The sequence below is a fragment of the Geobacillus sp. TFV-3 genome, from assembly GCF_009901865.1.
Taxonomy (GTDB): Bacteria; Bacillota; Bacilli; order Bacillales; family Anoxybacillaceae; genus Geobacillus; species Geobacillus thermoleovorans_A.
The window spans coordinates 3,068,762-3,088,996 of record NZ_MPSP01000001.1; the positions used below are offsets into that span (position 1 = coordinate 3,068,762).

Below are 20,235 nucleotides of genomic sequence, written 5' to 3' on the forward strand. Positions count from 1 at the left end.
GCTTTTTTAACGGTCGTTCCCGTACACTTTCCGGCCTCCGCGCAACAGTTTGCGGAGGAAGGTCATAAACGGCTTGTACTGGTCATTGACCAACCCGATCAGCTCGGCCAACAGTTCCCCGATGACGATGAGGACAAACACGATGAGAATGGATTGCCATAACGTCGAGGCGGAGAACAAAATGGCGCTGATGGCAAACATAAGACCAAACGCATAAATGAGCAACACCGTGTTGCGATGGGAAAAGCCAAGAGCCAGCAGTCGATGGTGAAGATGCGATTTGTCCGGCGCCGAAATTGGCCTTTTATTGACAATGCGGCGAATAATGGCAAACGTCGTGTCGAAAATCGGGACGCCCAAAATGATCACCGGAACGACGAAGCTGAAGAGCGTTACGCTTTTGTAAAGCCCCAGCACCGACAAGACGGAAATCGCATATCCTAAAAACAACGCGCCGGTATCCCCCATGAAAATTTTCGCTGGGTGGAAGTTGTAAAACAAAAAGGCGAGGACGCTGCCCAAGATGATCAGGCAGAGCGTGAAAATGAGCATTTTGCCCGCCATGCCCGCCATGACGGCAATGGCAGCAATCCCAATGGCAGAAATGCCCGCCGACAGCCCATCGAGCCCATCGATCAAGTTGATGGCGTTCGTAATGGCGACAATCCAAAATATGGTGATCGGGTAGCTCCACAGCCCCAACTCAAACGTGCCGACAAACGGGACGGTCAAAAGATCGACCTTCAGCCCGGAAGCGACAACAACGAGCGCCGCCAGCAGCTGGCCAGCCAGCTTCACTTTTGGCGACAGCTCGTACAAATCGTCGAGCATCCCGACAAGCACAATGATGATGGCGCCGACCGTCATCCCCGTGACTTGCTCTTTATACACCCCGCCGACAAAATAGCCGACGGCGACACCGATAAAAATGGCCAATCCACCAAGCCTTGGCATGACTTTTGTATGCACTTTTCTCCCGTTCGGCCGATCGACCGCGCCAATTTTAATGGCGAGCTTGATCACGAACGGGGTGATGACGAGTACTGTCAAAAATGAAGCCAAACATGCGGCAAATGCTTCCACATTCATATGCAACCACCTTGGCCTTATAAAATCGCGGGAACACACATCATCTTTATGTTACCATATACGATGAGTAAATCAATCTTTTTTTACACCCCTTTTTTGTCCCCAAGGATGGAAAATTTCTTTTTCCGCTTGCCGTGAGAAACTCCGAGCGCCAATCCGCCGGATGATTCCACATTTTACATCTTCTCTCCACAGGAAACATCTTGTGCTATAATTAGGTTTTAGAGCACTTGGTGCGAATCATGCCTGTCTTAGGAGAGGAATGGACATATGTTTGCAAAAGTAAAGCAACTATTTGACGAAAGCGCGCGAGAAGTGCAGCGCCTTGCCAAGCTGGCGGCGCAAATCAATGAATGGGAACCAACCATTTCTTCGCTGAGCGATGAACAGCTGCGCCAAAAAACGGTTGCCTTCAAAGAACGGCTCGAAAGCGGCGAGACGCTCGATGACATAAAAACCGAGGCGTTTGCCGTCGTACGGGAAGCGGCGCGGCGCGTGCTCGGTCTGCGCCATTACGACGTGCAACTGATGGGCGGATTGGCAATGCATGAAGGAAACATCGCCGAAATGCAGACCGGGGAAGGGAAGACGTTGGCGGCCACTTTGCCAAGCTACTTGCACGCCCTCCTTGGAAAAGGCGTCCACATTATTACGGCCAACGAATATTTGGCGCGCCGGGACTGCGAACAAATGGGCCGTGTGTTCCGCTTTCTCGGCTTAACCGTCGGCCTCAATGTGTCGCAAATGACGGCCAGCCAGAAAAAAGAAGCGTACGCGGCTGATATCACATACGGCACCGGCACCGAGTTCGGCTTCGATTATTTGCGCGACAACATGGTGTACCGCCTCGAAGATAAAGTGCAGCGCCCGCTGTATTACGCCATCATCGATGAAATCGACAGCATTTTAATCGACGAAGCGCGCACCCCGCTCATTATCGCCAATAAATCGGGGATCGGAGCCGAATTGTTCCCGATTATGGCGCGCATCGTCCGCACCTTCGAAGAAGGAAAAGAGTACGAACGGTCCCCGGAGACGAAACAAATTTTCCTCACCGAAGAAGGAGCGCAAAAAATTGAGCGGGCGTTTGGCATTGACAACCTATACGACTGGGAGCATCACGTGTTGCTCCATCACGCGATGCAGTCGCTGCGCGCTTGGTTTATCATGCAGCGGGATGTCGATTACATCGTCAAAAACGGCAAAGTGATGATCGTTGACCCGTTCACCGGCCGGGTGATGGAAGGACGCTCGTTCAGCGACGGCCTGCATCAAGCCATTGAAGCGAAAGAAGGCGTGGAAATCACCGAAGAAAACGACATCCAAGCGACCATTACGATCCAAAACTATTTTCGCATGTATGAGAAGTTAGCCGGGATGACGGGCAGCGCCACGCCGTCGAAAGAAGAATTTTGGCAAACGTACCGGCTGCGCGTCATTACGATTCCGACGAACCGCCCGTCCCGCCGCATTGACTGGGACGACCTCGTCTATGACACATACGAGGCAAAAGTGAAAAAAGTGATTGAGGAAGTCAAAAAAATGAACGCCATCGGCCGACCCGTTCTCATCGGCACGACATCAATCGCCCAATCGGAACGGTTGTCGGAAGAGCTTTCGAAAGCGGGCATTCCCCACCATCTGCTCAACGCCAAAACGGAGGAAGAGGAAGCGCGCATCATCGCAACCGCCGGGCAAAAAGGGCAAGTGATGATCGCCACCAATATGGCCGGGCGCGGGACCGACATTTTGCTTGGGGAAGGCGTCAAGGAACTTGGCGGGCTGCATATCATCGGCACAGAGCGCCATGAAAGCCATCGCATTGATATGCAGCTGCGCGGCCGGGCGGGACGCCAAGGGGATCCTGGGTCTTCCCAGTTTATCATTTCGCTCGACGACGATTTATTCCGTTTGTATGATCAAGACGAATTGAAAAAATGGCGAAGCAAAGTCGAGACGGATGAAACCGGGCGCATCGTATCGCCTGACCCGATCAAGTTCGTCCAAAAGGTGCAAAAGACGATCGAAAACGCCCATTATTCAGCGCGGCTGCATTTATTGAAACTGGACACGGTCATCGACCAGCAAAGCAAAGTCATCTACCATATGCGCGACCGCGTTCTGGCGCTAAAGCATGAAGACGTGCTGTCCGAGCTCCTTCAGCACATCCAGCGCCATATCACGCAAACGATCGACCGTTATTGTCCGGAGGACATCTTTTTTGAAGAGTGGAACATCGAAGGGCTGCACAACGAGCTGCGCCGTGCATTCTTCCAGTTTACCCATCCGCTCGATGATCTTCGCCATAAGCAAAAAGAAGAAATCGCCCAGCTTGTTTGGGACGAATACAAAACGCTTGAAGCGGCGCTCGCCCACCTTCCGTGCGACGAAGAGCAAACGATGCGGATTAAGCATTTGATGGTGGAAACGATCGACACCCATTGGATTCGCCACTTAAATCAACTGAATGTATTAAAAGAAGGGATTCATTTGCGCAGCTACGGACAAGAGGATCCGTACCGCGCCTTTGAAATGGACGCCTACCGCGAATTTGTCGCGCTGCAGCAAGCGATCGACGCCGGCATTTGCACCACAGCCATGAACTATTTGAAAAGCCAGTTTGTCATCGATGACGAAGCGGCCGCCGCCGCGAACGAACCATAACCGCGGCGCAACATGCCGCCCCGTAAAGGAGGTTCTCCATGATTTTCCGAAGAAAACAACGCACAGAGCTAGAGGCCAAGCCGCCGGCGCTACACGCTGAACAGCCGAAACAGCCGGAGGCCGGGACGAAGACGACGCTGTCGTTCCATCCGGACTGGCAGCTGTCTCCAGAAGAAATGTACGTCTATCGCTTTTACCACGAGCAGCTGCCGCCGCTTCAGCCAAACCAAATTTCCATTTCCGGCGTCAAGCTGGTCGAATACAACGATGGGTTTGTCGCTGTCGCCATTTTGCGAAACACGCTGCCGAAGCCGGTTCGCTTTGAACGAATCCGCCTGTTGCTGCTTGGCGAGGATGGCACAGCCATGGCCCGCAAGGAGTTTGATATGAGCCCTTTCGGCGAACTGCCGCCGATGACGGCCCGCCCGTGGCGGTTTTTGTTCGCCGCCGAGGACAAGCTCGTCGATCAGTTGCCTGCAGATGGATGGAAGATCGCATTTGAACTGACACCGCGGCATCGGCTCGACCTAGAGGAAAGCTGGGGACAGGCGCTGTCGGCCGAGCAGCGCCAACAGCTGCAAGCCCTCGTCGACTCGGCTCCGCCTCCCGCTCCCGGAGAGGTAAACTTCATGGGCATTGAAGCGAAACAGCTGCCTTCCGGTGAACTGGGCGTCACATTGCTCATTCGCAACGGCAGCGACAAACATATCCATTTTGAACAAATCCCGCTTGAAGTGCGGGATCATACTGGCGACATAGTCGCCCGCGGATTATTTCCCTGCCATCTGGAAGTGAAAGCCTACACGAGCAAACCATGGACGTTCCTCTTCCCGCCGGAATTGTTGCACAAAGCCGAACCGGATTGGACGTCCTGGAAGGTGACGATCCCCTCCTCCCCGGCACAGAGCGAAAAGCAAGAAACGCCGTCAAGCGACGAATAACCTACAAAAAGCTGGCGCCCATGGTCGCCAAACGACCAATGGAAGCCAGCTTTCTTTGCATCGTTCCGTTCAAAACGGCCGCGCTCCCGCTGTCGGCCGAGCCTTAGGCGAAGCAGCCGAACTTTGCACCATCAAGAGCGGACGGCTATCCAACGCATCTCGACGGGAAGGCCTTATTTCGTAGAAGCAGCGGTTTGAATCTCCATGTAAGCGCCTTTTTTCATCGCCACGCCGTCTTTGCTTTTTAACACCGGCGGAATAAGCAATAAATAGCTCTGCCCTTTGGCCAGCTTCGCTGACGGTTTGATCACCAGCTCCGTCCCCTGGCGGATTTGCGCCGTCACCGCTGCTTCCTGTCCGCCTAATTGATACAATTTCACTCCGCTTACTGCGGTATTGGCGAGCGGACGAGAGAAACGGACGACAAACGTCTTATCGACCGGCGCATCGCGCAGTTTGCCGAGCGACTGATACCCTTTCAGCTGACCAATAAGCAAATCGCGGTGAGCGGCGTACAGCTCTTTGCCGACAACCGTCGGCACATCCGGCTTCACCCCAACGTTATGAATCGGTGTCCCTTTTGGCGAGAAAAAGTGGGCGACGGTCAACTTCAACATGCTGCCGTCTGACAGCTCAAACATTTCCTGCATCGACCCTTTGCCAAACGTCCGCTGTCCATACAAAACAGCCGCCTTTTGCTCCTTCACTGCCGCCGCCAACATTTCCGACGCGCTCGCGCTCGACGCGTTGACAAGCAGCCGGATCGGTCCTGCCATTTGCACCGGCTGTTTGACAGCGGCATACACTTCCGGGTGATTCGAACGGTCGCGCAGCTGAAACGCCTGTTTCACATTCGGGAAAAAGCCGGCGATTTGCTGAGCGGTTTCGACATATCCCCCCGGATTGTTACGGAGGTCAAAAATCCACCCTTTCACCCCGCTTAACGAGCGGATGGCGCGTTCGATCTCACCGGGCGCTGTCTCATCAAAACTATATAGCTGAATATAGCCGATATTCCCCGCCAGCCGTTTGAACTCAACGTTCGGCCAGTCGATTTTTTCCCGCTTGATGGTGACGCTGACGGTTTCCTCAGTCGATGGCCGCCAAACGGTTACTGCCACCGTTGTTCCTTCTTCTCCTGCAATCAAGCTCAATACTTTTTCCATTGTCTCATTCGTCACCGGCTGCCCGTCAACAGCCTGAATCACATCGCCCACCTGCAGTCCGGCGCGGGCAGCTGGCCCATTGTCCAAGACAGACATGATGCGGACGCCGTCTTCGTCTTCCTCGATGATAATACCGATGCCGACAAACTCCATATTGATCGATTCCAAAAACTCTTTATACTCTTCCGCCGTCATATAAGTCGAATACGGATCAAGCTGCTTGACGATCTCCTGCGGGGTGCTCGCTTTCAGTACGCTTTCATTCACCGGATCGACGTAATACTGCCGAACAAGCTCCCGCACTTCTTCGAGCACCTTCGTTGACGCCGGAGCCGTCGCCGCCTCCGCCGGCGGACTCCAAATCGAAAACGAAGCCGCAAGCAACATAAGAGCCGCCGCCCATCGCTGAATCACGTTCATATTTGTCTCTCCTCTCCCGACATGCACCGGTTTATTCAATATCGACATCTAAGACAACCGGCGCTTTAAAATCGTCGATATACACCGCCAACTGCTTGCGCGTCGCCGCATCCGCCACTTTTGGCAGCCACCGGTCGCAAAGCGACAGCAACCGCTCCGCCCGCGCGTTATCCCCTTCATCATACGCATCAAGCAGCTTGTCCATGGCTTGCATAATATTGATCGGATAATACGCACGCCGCTGAACAGCCAAAGCCGGGCGTTGAAACCATCCTTCCATCTTTTCGCGCAGCGCTGCTCCCGGAACGCGGCCGATGAGAATCGCCGTTTTGCGAATTTGATATTGCAACGGGGCATAGGAATCATACACGACATCCACATCCCCCGTCCGCAGCGCCCGGTCGACGTTGGCCGTCAAGGCGCGCAGCCGCTCGCCGCTTTCGACAGCGCTGATATAGGCAGAAGCCTTTTTCATCGTCTGTTCTCCAACAGCGATCCGTTTTTCCAGCTGCGCCCTTGCCGCTTGTGGACGCACGCGCGCCGCTTCTTTTTTCGCCGCCTCATAATCATTTTTGACTTGATTCAAGAGACGGTACGGCTTGGACCATTGATCCGCTTTCATCGCCCGCTCAAGCTGGGCGGCATGTTGCTCAAGCCGCTCCACATTCGGGAACGGGGCCGCTTCCGCCTGAACGGCCAACAGCGAAAACGATAAACAAAACCCCGCCAGCCATCCGATGATTGAAAATGCTTTTCTCCGTTTTCTCCTCACACTTTCACCTGCTATCTATGAAAATATAAAACTGTATTTCAATTTTACTGGAAAAGGAACAAAATGAAAATATGCTCTGAAAAAAATCCAACTTAATCCCTTCAAGGCATGAAATAAGGCCGACTCTTCAGCCTCCTTTCCATTGACTGTCAGAGTCAGCCTTGATCAACTAAAGTCCGGCCAATGGGTTTGCTGCTTGTCCCCGTCAATTTTGCTTAGCGTCCGGTAGCGAAACGGAACGACTTCCTGTTCCGGTTTGCCAAGAAACTCTTTTGCCCATTCGAACGGAATCAAATCGAACTGCTCTTTATTTTCTGCAATGAAATAGACGCCGACCACTTTTCCTTTTTCGTTAAGATCAATCGTCAAAAAAGCCGGATAGTACGTGCCGTCTTGCGCCCGCAGCACCGCTTTGGCCGTCACCCGGCCGCCCCCTTCGTCTTCCACATCCGGATTGGCGATTCGCTCCAACACTTTGATCGCCCATCCTTGTTTTTTATATCCTCCAACCAGCTTCGGAGGATGTTTCCGAAACTGCTCCAACAACGTTTGCTCATCCATCGTCAAGCTTTTGCCTCCCTTGCGGTTTGCCTATCCACTCGTTTTATAATATAACAATACTTTTCAGAGAAATGCAAATGCCTAGAAGGACGGCGAAAAACTAGAAGCTTCTTCGAAATTGTTGCTCTTGGATCAAAAGAAGAGCAGCATGCAAGGACTTTCTCGATTATCGATAAGCAATCGCCATCCTTCTAGACAATCAGGGAAGGCGAATGCATCAACGGAAGATGGCGCGAAGGTCGTCGATGTAAATCGCCCCGGCGTTTTTCCGCCCCGCTTCCGTTTCCATATAGCGCACCGGCATCTCCAGCATGAGCGGCAGCGCGACATCGTCAGGCACAGCGGCGCTCACATATTTCCAACCGGTCCAATCGACATGGCGGGCAAAATCGATCCAGATGCGGCGCCCGCTTCCATCCCGCAGCTGGGCGCGAAGCCAATGGCCGCTTCCGTCACCGTACACCCACATACCGATCGTTTGCGGCCGCTTCGAAATCCAAATCGCTTCCTCCCGACTAGCGTAGACGCCGGATGTCCCTGGCATCCCGCGGAAATCGTATGAAATTTTCAGCGCCTGCTTTCCTTCTCTCACCTTCTCCATCGTCCGCTCGACCGCCGCAGACACATAGTTGACACCCGATGCATTCCACTTTGACTCCGTTTCAAAGTCGTCAAGCACTTCTTCGCTTTCCCCGTTCTCTTGCGTCTCTTTGTACACAACAAGAAGGGCATTCGAAACCGGACGGGCAAATCCATCAGACGGTTTGTTTTCGACTTTGAGCTGCCCGTTCGGCTGGCGGACGACAAATGTCGAAGATCCCCCGCCATCGAGCGTCATCGCATCGACCGCGCCAAGCTCATGCATCAGCTTGGCCATCTCGTTCAATGTCATTCCTTGGCTATGCGCACGTTGACGGCCATCGACAACGACGAGCATGACGTTTCCGTTCTTGTCAATGCCGACCGCTGTGCGGGGATGCGCTCCGGCAATGGCGAACGACTGCACTTGCCCATCCGCCACCAACCGGTAGCGGCCGCCAAGCGCTTCTTTCACCCCGCTCCATTGGGGCTGATCGTATTGAAGCGAAATTTCCACCGCATCCCCTTCTTTCGCCTGCCGCAAATAGTCGCTCGCCCGACCATGGCCCGACAACACGAGTTCTCCGGGTTGAAGCGGTTCATTGCCTTGACCGACCACCACTTTCTTCACCGTTCCGGTGACCGTTCCATTTCCGTTCAACACCCCCTGCACATTCGTCAGCACGACTTCCGTCCCAAGGGCGTTCGTTTTGGTGGAAGCGGCGAAATACGGGGTGTACAAAATCAACTGGTGGGCGCGCCGCGGCTTATTGATGCCGTCGACGGGGTATGCGCTTCCTTGTCCAATTCGAACATCAATCTGAACGTCCGGATTGCCGATCATCGGCTTCCCATCCGAACCGATGCCAAAAATCGTCCGTTCCGCCGCCGGCGTCGTATTCGTCATCACGATTTCCCCGCGATGCACCATCAAATCGGTGGGCGAACCGTCTTCTTTGAAATAATCACCGTTCACCGCCGCCAGCACCGTCCCGTCGCGGCCGTCGTACCGCTCTGCCTGCTCAAGCACCGGCTCGATGCCAAGCACTTGATCATTGGACAGCGCCGTCTCAATGGCCAGCTTCTCATTGGACGTGTCAATGTCCAACTTGTACACGTGCTGCTTGCCGCGTGTTCCCACAATTTCCATCTCTTCTTTTTCTACCCCAGGCGCCACGCGCGCCGACGCCTCCTTCACCACTGTGCCGATCGCCAGCCGCCTCGCTCCATACCGACCCGGATTGACAAGCTTCAACTTCTCTTTGGAGGGCGTTTTGTACAAAACGTACCCTTTCATGTTCGTGACGTAATACCCGCCGCCGACCCCGTATTGTCCCCCGAACGCTTCATCATACGAATACACCCGGTACTGTTCTCCAGGCTGCAGCACGCGGACAAACGTCAGCGCCCCGTTTTCCCGTTTCCATAGATTAATAGGTTTCACGATCTCTAATTTTCCAATTTGCCCCTGCACAAGGCGCATGCCTTCCCAGTAGACAACGTTCGCCCCGGCGTCCGCTTCGGTTGCTTGCAACGCCGTCCATGCAACCAATACCGCCCCGACCCCGATGCGGATGATGTTCTTTGCTTTTCCCACTGGTCCTATTTTCCTCTCTTTCTATCATTTTGTTGCAACCGATTCTATTATACGACAAACTTCTACAAAAAAGGGGAATTCTTTCCCATTTATCTGGTCAAAAAAATGGGGGTGTCCCAAAAGGATCGGGACACCCTTGCTCATCACCATATATCGCCACGAAACAATGAATCATGCGCAATATGTTGTATTTCGTTTGAGAGGAATGACGCTTTTGGGTCAGCCCCGCTCTTGAGAAGCGAAAGGGTCACCCACGGTCACGGAGTATAAAACTCTTGAGAGTAGTAGGGTTGATGAAAGGAATTGAACGCCACCCCGACGCCAAGGCAGGTAAAGTCCGGGTATAAAAGATTTTGCCGATGCCCAAGCGAGTGCATCCACGCTTCATGGACAAAAATCGCATCGTATTGCCCGTAGGCGATGTTCTCCCCCGCCACCCGATAAACGATGCCATGGCGCTTCAGGCGGTCAAACGGCGACAATCCTTGCAAGTTCGTATGAGAGAAATAGTGATGGACCGCCATATCTTCGCTATGTCGACGGGCGGCCGCCGCCGCCTTCGCATCCCACGCGAGCGCCGGAAGTCCGTGCAAGCGGCGCGCAGCATTCGCCAGATCAAAAATTTGGTATTCATAGGCCGTGCGCAGCTCCTCTGTCGGCGTTCCATAAAATCCAGGTTTTTCATCTTCCAGTGCACGATTCACCACCAGCACGCCATCGACCCGATTGTTGTCATACCGGTCATAAAAGAACGTGACATAGCGGCCATTGACAAGATACGTATCGTACTCATCATTTTGGATGCTGTAAAGGCCATCCTTTTTTTGAATCACCGCAAGCGCCCGGCCGTAGCGCGCTTCCACCACCGTTTTCGCCGTTCCGATGCCCGTTCCTTTTTTCGTTTGGACGATCGGCTGGTTCGTGTACATCGCCGCCACCCGATCGCGGTCGTAGCTCACCATCAAAAAGTTTTTGTAACCACCTTGATCATACGTCTCCCAATATAAGCCGTAGGCATTTTTCGTCTTCCTTTTTGCCTTGCCGTATATCACTTCAACCTTGACGCGCGGGTCACCGATGGCCACCCCGTTCATCGTAACATCAGCCAGGTGAACCCTCGCCCGCTGTACGCATAAAGCAGCGGTCAACTTCTCTTTTGACGGCGTTTCATAGCGGACACGGGCATCGTTCTTGATCGCATATCCTCCGCCGACATCGAAATAGCCGCCGCGCAACGCATACACGCGGTACACCGCGCCGCGCGGCAACATCTTCACTGCTTTGTTCGACAACCATAGCTCTGTCGGCGCTATGACCGTCAGTCGGCCGATTTGCCCGGGCTTCAGTTCAGCGCCGTCCCACCACACTTTTTCCGTTCCGACAAGCTCCCCGCAATCCTCCGCCTTGACCATTGGTGAACTCGGCATCAAAAGCCATCCAGCCGCACCCAACAGCATTCCGATTGCCACCGCCTGCACCCATTTCCTCACTTCCGCCCGCTCCTTTCTTTGCCTCTTTTTCTTTCATCATAGATGTCTTTCCATCAAAAGAAAAGAGAAAAAAGAATGATTTCAAAGAAAAAGAGGCCGCTTTGGTTGTACAAATTTCAAAATTTCGTCAAACAAGCTTCTCGCCCACTTGGCTAAGGGGCGAAATATAGGTTAAAATGGATCATATTATTCTTCCATTTTCGTGAGAGAGGAGCATACTTTATGAAGATCATGAAAAAATTCCTAACAGTTTCAGCGCTAAGCGCCGGAATCCTTCTGTCACCATTTCACGCCCACGATGCGCAAGCAAAAGTTTGGTGGAATGGAATGGAATTGGTACAGGGGCAAATCGGCAAGTTGACCGTTTTAAAAGACACAGAGCTTTATAAGTTACAAGGAGAGAAGAAAGTTTACATAAAAACGTTAAAAGCCGGTGGAGTGTACCGCATTTACACGTTTAAACCGGGCATGTTAGGGTTAGGCGGCGGATATTATGTCGCCCGCGACGCTCGGGTAAAATACGAAACTCCTTCCAAAGCGAAACTCAATCAAGTCAAAATGGAACAGCTGTTCCGTGGGGTAAAACTCGGCATGTCCGCTTCTCAAGTCAAGAAATTGGAAACCGCAACATTTCTCCTGCAAGAAAAGATAGACGGCGGCCAAGCCTGGGTCTACTCTACTTCTCTTTTCGGGTATCATACGCTGCTCGTCTATGGATTTGAAAACGGAAAGCTGGCCTTTTACGGCTACTCGTTCGATGCTGGGCAGGAGTATACAAACGATCAGCTCACCGCTATTTATAACAATCTGAAACAACAGCTCATCGCGCTATTCGGCAATCAGTATGAACAGTCTGATTCTGGACAAGGCTATCCGCCTGCACTCGTCTTTCACCATGACGGCCTTGTGATCGCCCTTTCCTACGATGCGGACGGGTTGGCTGTCACGGTCACTAGTGAACAATAACATGCCAAAAGCGAGGCTGTCCGAATGAATCGGACAGCCTCGCTTTCTTGTTTACTCCCCATTCACCAGCTTCAACTTTTCCTTCGACGGCGTTTCGTAGCGGATGTGCGTGTCGATTCCAGTCACGTAATACCCGCCGCCGACCGCGTACTGCCCGCCGAAGCGCGCGTCATACCCGTAGACGCGGTACACTTCCCCAGGCTTTAAGATGCGGACGAACACAAGGCGTCCATCCGCCGTCCGTTTCCATAGATTGATCGGCTTTTGCACCGTCAAGCGGCCGATTTGCCCTTTTTTCAGCTCCACGCCATCCCAGTAGACTTTTTTCGCCTGGCCTGGAGGAATGGGTGGCTTCTCTGGCTGCTTTGGCGGGTTGGACTCCCTATCTGAAGTATGCAGATTTCATGGCAATTATTGTAATGAAAAATACTCATCTACAGTTATCTAGTTTTTATCAGGCTCTCAGACATTGCTGTGCAATTCATTTCGTCTACCCTATGCTTTTCTAATTTTGGAGCTGTTGTCTTCTTATCACTCCCATTTAAGAGTCCGGCTATTCCACATTTTCCAATATTCATTTTCTTTTAAAATTGAGTCATATACAGGCAAAAGAAAATCCCGAATTTTCTCCATGACGAAGGGAAACTGTAGATCTTCTTTTATACCCGTTCTTTGCAAAAATGCCTTCCACTGTTTGTTTCGGCTTTCATCTTCTGCAAAAGAAGGTGAAAACACAGGATGTTCTTTTTCTAAATTCGTTCCACGTCTTTGAAAGGTTTCAAATATTGCTTCCCATAAAACACGTCCATCAAAATTCTCGGTTGATAAAAGCGTGAAAACATCATAAAAATCCTTCATTCTACTGTTGACAACAGATAGTGAGATCATCGCCTCAAACTTTTCAGCTATTACTGAATAAGTTGAGTAGACTCGAATTTCTGGGGGCTTCATATTTAATAAAGTAGGATACTGTATCTCTTGTGGTTTTGGAATCACGACATCACCAAACCCAATATCCAGTTGCAATTGCTTTTTTATTTTGCCAAGTGATGCCAGAATTTTAATACGAATCCCTTCATAATCAGCACCCTCTTTAATTCGTTCAGCCGTAATGCCGTTTACATCAAATTCGACTCCATCTTCTTCAACGGTTAAAGCACAAATTGACTCAAACGCAGCCTTAATATATTGTATATCATTCGAAATTTGTTTGGCTAAAAAGTCAATATCTTTTGTTGGTCTAGATTTAAATTGTGTTAAGGAAAATAAAAAGAGCCCGCCTTTTAGAACAAATTTATCCCGATAATTAGAAATGGAAAGGCGATATAGCAACCTTTCTTGAAAATACAACAATAAAATAAAATCAAAGGTTTTGCCGCTTTGTTTGGCAATATTCTTTAGTCTTTCTCCAACTGAAGCAGGTATATTTTTAACATTTCCCATTATAAAAGCACCTCTAAGTATTTTAATAAAACGGTCTTGATGCGCATTTTCTCAGCACATTCCACCAATTTATTTATGTTTTTTTCAGGACTTTGTAAATAATTTCGCAAACCTTCTTTCATTAAATCGATTCCTATTTTTTCTCTGTATCGAATAATGTCGCAAATCGTTTTTTCACGATTATAAATGCTTACTTTATGGCCGCCTACTTCCACTTCTTCAATTCCATATTCAAACTGTTTTTTTGAAAAATAGAAAATTTTAATTGGTGGATAATCAGGTAAACTGGGTTTCCTTGATTTTCTTTCAATAGCAATTTGGTACTCCCACGGGTTATAAGTTGTTAACTCATAAAAAGACAATGCCGACAAAAGACAAAGAACACCATTCGGGATCACTTTTGATACTTCAACCATTTCTTCATTTTGGTCATTTTCAAATTCAGCATAACGGTACAGCCCACGTTTTATCCTAATGATTTCTCCATTTTGCTCGAACTTTCGAATATAATATTTGCTCACTCCTTCTCTGGTTAAGTCTTCTGTCTTCGCAAATCCTTTTTGACGCACAAAAATATCTTTTATTATCTTGCTTACTTCTTTATTCATTCATTATCACCACTCTTTTCACCTAAACGTCGGCATTTATCATTCATTGCAAACGTTTAATATACTTATTCTCGATTATTCACAAATATCCCTCTTTTTTCACCTTAATGCATTCACTTATTATTATATGCCGACAATAAGTAAAATTCCCGCCGTTATTTTCACATATCATATTGAACCATTTGGCTCATGAAAACATGATCCACTCCCGGAAAGACATCGTGTTAATCATGGAGGGAGTGGTTGCCTCTCGAAATATCTTCATATATCATCATTCGAGCAAAATAATGCCTATGGAGGCTCCATATCATACTGACTGTACTCCATACATTGTCCTTGGTCAACCGCAATGTCTATGGCTATAGCAGCGACGTCACTGCCACTGACTATTACTCCGTTAAATGATTTGAACTGTGAACATCATAACACCTTCATTAATTACCACTTAACTTGAACGCTCTCCCCATGCGCTTAGAGGGGGAGATTCTTGGGAACCCCGCGGCAGGCTATGAACCAAGCCATCCCCGTGCGTCCCACGGCTGGGCTGTCTTGCGAAGACAGCGATTCATCCCCCACTTATGCTCAGGCGTATAAGTGAGGGCTTCTCGGTTCGGAATGATAAACATGCCAAAAGCGAGGCTGTCCGAATGAATCGGACAGCCTCGCTTTCTTGTTTACTCCCCATTCACCAGCTTCAACTTTTCCTTCGACGGCGTTTCGTAGCGGATGTGCGTGTCGATTCCAGTCACGTAATACCCGCCGCCGACCGCGTACTGCCCGCCGAAGCGCGCGTCATACCCGTAGACGCGGTACACTTCCCCTGGCTTTAGGATGCGGACGAACACAAGGCGTCCATCCGCCGTCCGTTTCCATAGATTGATCGGCTTTTGCACCGTCAAGCGGCCGATTTGCCCTTTTTTCAGCTCCACGCCATCCCAGTAGACTTTTTTCGCCTGGCCTGGAGGAATGGGTGGCTTCTCTGGTTTCTCTTTTGGTTTCGATGGAGACGGTTTTTGCCGCGGTGCTGATGGAGGCGCTCCGTTTCCTGGAGGAGCTGTGCCGCCCGGCGGAATGCTCCCGCCAGGGGATGTGCCATCCGATGGACCACCGCTGCCCGGAGAGGTGCCGTTGCCTGGTGTTGCCCCTCCGTCACGGGACGGCGTGTCGCTGCCTGGCCAACCGCTTCCTGGAGAATCGCCGTTGCTTGGCGGCGTTGTCAACGTCCCTTCGCGCAATTGCTTTGTTTCTAAATTCAGCACGTAATCTTTCGTGTTTTTCGCAATCGCTCCGCCGTCATTGTTGAAAATGGCGGTTTTGCTTTCGGCCGATGGTTCAATATGGATCGACACTTCTTTTTGATGGTTGGCCGGCGTAAACGCGTACGAGAACATCATCCGACCATCAATCGGCACCCGCTCGCCATTGATCGTCAAAACACCGTTTTTAATGGCATTGCCCTTGATCGTCACTTGCCCCCCTTGTTTTTGCACCTCTTCGATGACGACCGGCATATCAATCCAACGTAAAATGCGGTCTTGCACAACCATCGTATTGTTTCCTTCATTGTGGACCGTCACTTTCAAGTCGGTGCCAATCGATCCGTAGCCGTAGTAGCTTACATCATCATCGCCGACATCATCACGCGTATGGTCAGCGAGCCCTTCCTGATCCCATGAGCCCCCTTTGACATACTTATACGTAATCGTTTCCCCTTCTTGCACCTCGACGGTAAATTGCCAATCGGGCGTCACCGCACCGTTGCGCGACATCTCCCATGCTCCTGTGTTCCAGCCGTTCAAGCTGTTCGGAATCGTAATTCGGGCATCCAACGGTGTGTAATCCGGCGCTCTCACTTTAAAAATGACTTTCACCATCACAATGTCCGGCTTCACCTTAACCGTGTTCGACGCCACAACATTGCCGGAGCGGTCATACAACTTAACAACATACGTGTACTCGGTGCCGTTTTCGACATCATAGTCCGTAAATGAATTACCGATCGAAGTGGTTGTATGCACGGTATCACCGTTGCGCTCGATGGCTAACAAATAAGCATCCCCGTCTTTTTTCCCAACAAACATCCATGATAAATTCACTTGTCCCGATTCAACCGCAGGTTGCCGCAGCTCGATGGCTTTCGCCGGCGCTATTTGGTCGCTGTTGTCTGCCGCAAACGTCACTTGCTTCTCTTCTGTATACACCCACTCCTCGCCGAGGTTGGTCGTCAACGCATAACGATACGTATACGTCCCTGCGGCAAGCGGAGTGAAGGCAGCTCGGAACACGTTGGCGTCGCCGTCTTGTCCTTGGTAAGTCGCTTTGTATTCTTTCCATGTTTCGTCATGCGGACCTTTCACTTGCAACACCGCTTGCAACCCATCGGCAGCTCCTTTGCTTGTCACATTGTCGATGTTGACATTGACATCCACTTGCTGCGGCTTTGACAAATCCAGTGTGGCATGGCTTAACGTTGTCACGAACTGGACATTGCCGCTCGTCAGCGGATAATGAGGAACGACGCGATTCGTTTCGACCTTCGGCGATTCATTCCCGTTTTCATCGACCGCCGCAACGGCAAAGTAATAGGCTGTTCCGTTCGTCAACGAACCGATCGTGGCCGAAGGTGTTTCCGTCTCTTGCACCATCGTATAACCGGCCCCTTTTAACGTGGATTCGTAAATTCGGTATTTCGGCGCATTCCCTTCCCACGTTAACGTCACACGGCCATCCGAAGCGCTCGCCTGCAACTTTATGACTGGTGCCGGCATTTCCGCCGTCACCGTTCCAAACATCATCCGTCCATCCAGGGCCGGAATCGTGACCGTCAACGTTCCGCTAGCGACCGTGGCTTTCCCGCCATCATGCAACTCATCCGTCAGCACGGTGCCGTTCGGAAGCAACGAAGCGACGTCAAGCGCCACCGTCCTGTCCTCATTGCCGCGGTTGACGGCAATGAGCGCCACTTCACGCCCGTATTGGCGGGCAAATACGTATACATCCCCTTGCGCATACACCGTCTTGATGTCGCCATAGGCCAACAACGATTGATGGTGCTGGCGAATGTGCCCCACTTTCTGATAATGGGCCAACAGATTTTGATCTTCTTTGCCCCACGGATACGTGCGGCGGTTGTCCGGGTCTTTTGAGCCTGTTACTCCCGCTTCATCGCCGTAATAAATTGTCGGCGCTCCCGGGTATCCCATCTGCAAAATCGCCGCCAGCTTGAGCCGCTTTTTCCCAAGTTCTTCATTATAATTCGGATCAAACTCCGCCCGCTCGGCTGAATCCGTTCCGTTCCCAAGCAGAAAGACCGCCCGCGCCGTGTCATGCGAACCAATTAAGTTCATCAGCGCATAAAACGCTTCACTTGGGTAGTCTTCCCGTATGGCCGTCAGCCGTTTGTCCGCCTCTTCTGCATTTCCGTTTTTCAAAAAGTCAAGCACCGCCCCGCGGAACCGGTAGTTCATCACGGAATCGTACTGATCGCCTAGAAAATATTTCGATGCGTCATCCCAAATTTCCCCCAAAATGAGCGGCTGCTCCCCCTCTTTTAACGTCGGACCGCGGTCGTACGACCTTTGAAGCAATTCTTGGCGAAACTCGCGCCAAAACGCCGGATCCACCTCATTGGCCACATCCAACCGCCAGCCGGAAGCGCCGCGGGCAATCCAGCTTTTCGCCACCGAATCCGATTCACGGAAAATGTAATTCGCGAGCGCATCGTTGTTCAATTCACTCGGATGCGGCACTTTCTCCCCCGTCACTGACTTAAACTCCGGCAGGCTGTCATAGCCCCACCATGATTGGTATTGATAATGGCCCCCCACTTTTTTATTTTCAATATTGAACCAAAGGTGAAACCCATACGGACTGAACGTCTGCCCCTCTTGTTTGAACTTCTCTTCCGCTTGTTTCCGTGCTTCCCCCTCGCTCACTCCTTTTTCATTCATCAAATCGTAAACCGCTTCCCAGTATTCATACGCGCCGACGGTCGGATAGCGGTGGTAGCGGTCAAAGTAAATCGAATCGTCGGATACGTGGTTGAACACCCCGTCTAAGATGAGATGCATCCCCCGGTTGGCAAGCGCCTGCACAAACGACTGGAATTCTTCCGGAGAACCGAACATCGGATCCAATTCTTTGTAATTGCTCGCATCATATTTATGGTTCGATGGCGCATTGGCGATCGGATTTAAGTAAATCGTATTCACCCCAAGCGACTGCAAATAATCCAACTTTTGTTCAATTCCAGCGATGTCTCCGCCGAAAAAGTCATTCGACCATTCGCCGTCGCCCTCGTAGCCGCGCGTCCCTTTCAGGCGCGGATTATCGGGCAAATCCGACCAATCGCGATGCTCAATCGGCTGCGCCCCGCGTGCCTGCTGCTTGCTGTTGTCATTTGAAGGGTTGCCGTTAAAGAACCGATCCGGGAAAATTTGATACACAACCGCTTCTTTCATCCAATCCGGTGTTTTGTAATTCGGATCATAAACGGTCAGCTGAAACAGCTCCGCATTTTTGTCGAACGCCCTCCCCCATTGCCCTTCTTTCGCATCTTCGCCATATTCCGCCTTCATCCCGGCATCGACAGCGATAAATTTATAACCGTATATCCCCGGCGCAGAAGGGGTAAACGCGGCCTCCCAATATTCATCATCCCCGAGCACACCGACTTTTTCCATCTTGTAGACTTTGGCGGTTCCGGTCATCGCATTTTTCACATACACATCCGCTTTCGTCAAATCGCCTTTTTTCGCCGCAAGACGAAGCGTCACCTTCGTTCCCGCTTTCACCGCGCCAAACGGCTGGCGGTACAGCGCATCCCATGTATTGTGTTTTAATCGGTCTTTCTGAACAACACCGTCAGAGCCATTGGGGTTGTAGTCGGTGTACACTTCTTTTGTTTTCGCATTGAAGAAGAATGTAATGGTCGTCGTTTCCAAAACGTTTAAGCGTGCATTCTCTTGTGGGTAGCTCTCATTCCAATTGTTTCCGAGGGTAATTTTATATTCATACGATCCTTTCGGCACCTGAGCCGCAAACGTGTACACCGAGTCAAAATCATCATCGGTCAACAGCGCCGTCGATGTCCCTGGGGTCCATCCGTTGTTCTCCCCCTCATAGCCGATGGCCGGCAACACCGTCCCGACAAGACGCGGTTGTTTCTCCTTCGCAATCGCCGTATACCATGTCGAATCCGCAATCGCATGCGTCCGGTCATTGTAGTAAAACGTCACATCAGTTTGCCGATCCAGCTTCAACACCAGATTTGCGCCATTGCGGCCACCGGCGCCGTAATTTTCATCCCAACTGCCATTGACCGCAATTTTGTACTCATAGGTCCCGGCTGGCAGCGTCCCGGTGAATGTATAAAGCCCATTCCCTTCATCATGCATCCTCGTCGCCAATGCCGCCGGATCCCATTCCGCCGTATGGCCCAACTCGTTTTGCAAATTACCGACTAGCGTGATGGTTCGTGGTTGCGAGGTCGTGGATTCGGCCGTCCACCGATGCGCTCCATTCCCTAGAGTGCTAGAACTTCCCGCCCCGTTCGCAGCGCCAACCGCTTGGAAAGGAGTCAATGCCAGCAACAACACCGATGCCAAAACCAATGATAACGTTCTCCTCGCTCTCTTGATCATCCCCCGCTTCCTTCTCCGTTTTGTCAACTTCCTTCTCTCCTTTCCTTTTTATACTTTTGAGCAATCGTTTGCACAAAACGATTGATGCAAACGATTTCACCAATCTTTATCTTATACGAATAATCACAATATTTCAACTACTTTTTTGTGTTGAAAAACGAATCGTTCTGTTGTTCTATTTTCGATCTTTGTCAAACTTAAAATTGTTTGTTAGGCATTGAAATCGCTTACAAATAAGAATTATAATAGATGTAAACTTTCGAGGTTTTGCTTCCTTTTTACTCTTTTTATGCAATC

12 protein-coding genes and 1 pseudogene are annotated in these 20,235 nt (G+C 50.9%); 3 read left to right on the forward strand and 10 right to left on the reverse strand.

From position 1 onward, the window contains the following. Positions 1-6: 6 nt before the first annotated feature. Positions 7-1,089, reverse strand: coding sequence for a glycosyltransferase family 4 protein (locus BJQ97_RS15645; RefSeq protein WP_160157282.1), 1,083 nt, complete (start codon positions 1,087-1,089; stop codon positions 7-9). A 270-nt stretch (positions 1,090-1,359) separates the two neighbouring features. On the opposite strand from BJQ97_RS15645, the gene secA2 reads away from it, so the two are divergent. Together secA2 and BJQ97_RS15655 are read left to right on the forward strand one after the other, a co-directional pair. Next, positions 1,360-3,753 carry an accessory Sec system translocase SecA2 gene (gene secA2 / locus BJQ97_RS15650; RefSeq protein ID WP_160157283.1) on the forward strand — a complete coding sequence of 798 codons (2,394 nt, stop codon included), beginning with the start codon at positions 1,360-1,362 and terminating at the stop codon, positions 3,751-3,753. A gap of 38 nt (positions 3,754-3,791) precedes the next feature. Continuing rightward, positions 3,792-4,694 carry an accessory Sec system S-layer assembly protein gene (locus BJQ97_RS15655; protein WP_160157284.1) on the forward strand — a complete coding sequence of 301 codons (903 nt, stop codon included), beginning with the start codon at positions 3,792-3,794 and terminating at the stop codon, positions 4,692-4,694. A 173-nt stretch (positions 4,695-4,867) separates the two neighbouring features. On the opposite strand, the gene BJQ97_RS15660 is transcribed toward BJQ97_RS15655, so the two are convergent. The 5 genes from BJQ97_RS15660 to BJQ97_RS15680 form a co-directional block, all read right to left on the reverse strand. Next, positions 4,868-6,280 (reverse strand): S41 family peptidase, encoded by a 1,413-nt coding sequence (locus BJQ97_RS15660; protein ID WP_160157285.1) that lies wholly within the window; start codon positions 6,278-6,280, stop codon positions 4,868-4,870. Positions 6,281-6,311: 31 nt separating this feature from the next. Then, the gene (locus BJQ97_RS15665) at positions 6,312-7,052 is read right to left on the reverse strand and encodes a hypothetical protein (RefSeq protein ID WP_160157286.1); all 741 of its coding nucleotides are present in this window, start codon (positions 7,050-7,052) and stop codon (positions 6,312-6,314) included. Positions 7,053-7,217: 165 nt separating this feature from the next. Beyond that, positions 7,218-7,619: a hypothetical protein gene (locus tag BJQ97_RS15670; protein ID WP_044732703.1), complete on the reverse strand. Its 402-nt coding sequence runs from the start codon at positions 7,617-7,619 to the stop codon at positions 7,218-7,220. Positions 7,620-7,830: 211 nt separating this feature from the next. Then, positions 7,831-9,789, reverse strand: a complete 1,959-nt coding sequence (locus BJQ97_RS15675) for a phosphodiester glycosidase family protein (RefSeq protein WP_160157287.1) — start codon at positions 9,787-9,789, stop codon at positions 7,831-7,833. A 257-nt stretch (positions 9,790-10,046) separates the two neighbouring features. Next, positions 10,047-11,279, reverse strand: coding sequence for a CAP domain-containing protein (locus BJQ97_RS15680; RefSeq protein WP_160157288.1), 1,233 nt, complete (start codon positions 11,277-11,279; stop codon positions 10,047-10,049). A gap of 222 nt (positions 11,280-11,501) precedes the next feature. On the opposite strand from BJQ97_RS15680, the gene BJQ97_RS15685 reads away from it, so the two are divergent. Next, entirely contained in the window at positions 11,502-12,245 is a 744-nt protein-coding gene (locus tag BJQ97_RS15685; protein WP_160157289.1) for a hypothetical protein, read from the forward strand. A 51-nt stretch (positions 12,246-12,296) separates the two neighbouring features. On the opposite strand, the pseudogene BJQ97_RS15690 reads toward BJQ97_RS15685, so the two are convergent. The 4 genes and pseudogenes from BJQ97_RS15690 to BJQ97_RS15705 form a co-directional block, all read right to left on the reverse strand. Beyond that, positions 12,297-12,632, reverse strand: a pseudogene (locus tag BJQ97_RS15690) (bifunctional 2',3'-cyclic-nucleotide 2'-phosphodiesterase/3'-nucleotidase); the annotation flags it as partial. 144 nt (positions 12,633-12,776) lie between these two features. Next, on the reverse strand, positions 12,777-13,688 hold the full coding sequence (locus tag BJQ97_RS15695; protein ID WP_160157290.1) for a nucleotidyl transferase AbiEii/AbiGii toxin family protein: 912 nt from the start codon (positions 13,686-13,688) through the stop codon (positions 12,777-12,779). Continuing rightward, positions 13,688-14,296, reverse strand: coding sequence for a type IV toxin-antitoxin system AbiEi family antitoxin domain-containing protein (locus BJQ97_RS15700; protein ID WP_160157291.1), 609 nt, complete (start codon positions 14,294-14,296; stop codon positions 13,688-13,690). The genes BJQ97_RS15695 and BJQ97_RS15700 overlap by 1 nt, the downstream gene beginning before the upstream one ends. 674 nt (positions 14,297-14,970) lie before the next feature. Further along, on the reverse strand, positions 14,971-19,938 hold the full coding sequence (locus tag BJQ97_RS15705) for a pullulanase X25 domain-containing protein (RefSeq protein ID WP_160157292.1): 4,968 nt from the start codon (positions 19,936-19,938) through the stop codon (positions 14,971-14,973). Between the last annotated feature and the right edge of the window lie 297 nt (positions 19,939-20,235).

Excerpts from the sequence above, each read along its gene's own strand:
- BJQ97_RS15645 (WP_160157282.1), bottom strand. The coding sequence starts at position 1,089 with ATGAATGTGGAAGCATTTGCCGCATGTTTGGCTTCATTTTTGACAGTA.
- secA2 (WP_160157283.1), top strand. The coding sequence starts at position 1,360 with ATGTTTGCAAAAGTAAAGCAACTATTTGACGAAAGCGCGCGAGAAGTG.
- BJQ97_RS15655 (WP_160157284.1), top strand. The coding sequence starts at position 3,792 with ATGATTTTCCGAAGAAAACAACGCACAGAGCTAGAGGCCAAGCCGCCG.
- BJQ97_RS15660 (WP_160157285.1), bottom strand. The coding sequence starts at position 6,280 with ATGAACGTGATTCAGCGATGGGCGGCGGCTCTTATGTTGCTTGCGGCT.
- BJQ97_RS15685 (WP_160157289.1), top strand. The coding sequence starts at position 11,502 with ATGAAGATCATGAAAAAATTCCTAACAGTTTCAGCGCTAAGCGCCGGA.
- BJQ97_RS15695 (WP_160157290.1), bottom strand. The coding sequence starts at position 13,688 with ATGGGAAATGTTAAAAATATACCTGCTTCAGTTGGAGAAAGACTAAAG.
- BJQ97_RS15700 (WP_160157291.1), bottom strand. The coding sequence starts at position 14,296 with ATGAATAAAGAAGTAAGCAAGATAATAAAAGATATTTTTGTGCGTCAA.
- BJQ97_RS15705 (WP_160157292.1), bottom strand. The coding sequence starts at position 19,938 with ATGATCAAGAGAGCGAGGAGAACGTTATCATTGGTTTTGGCATCGGTG.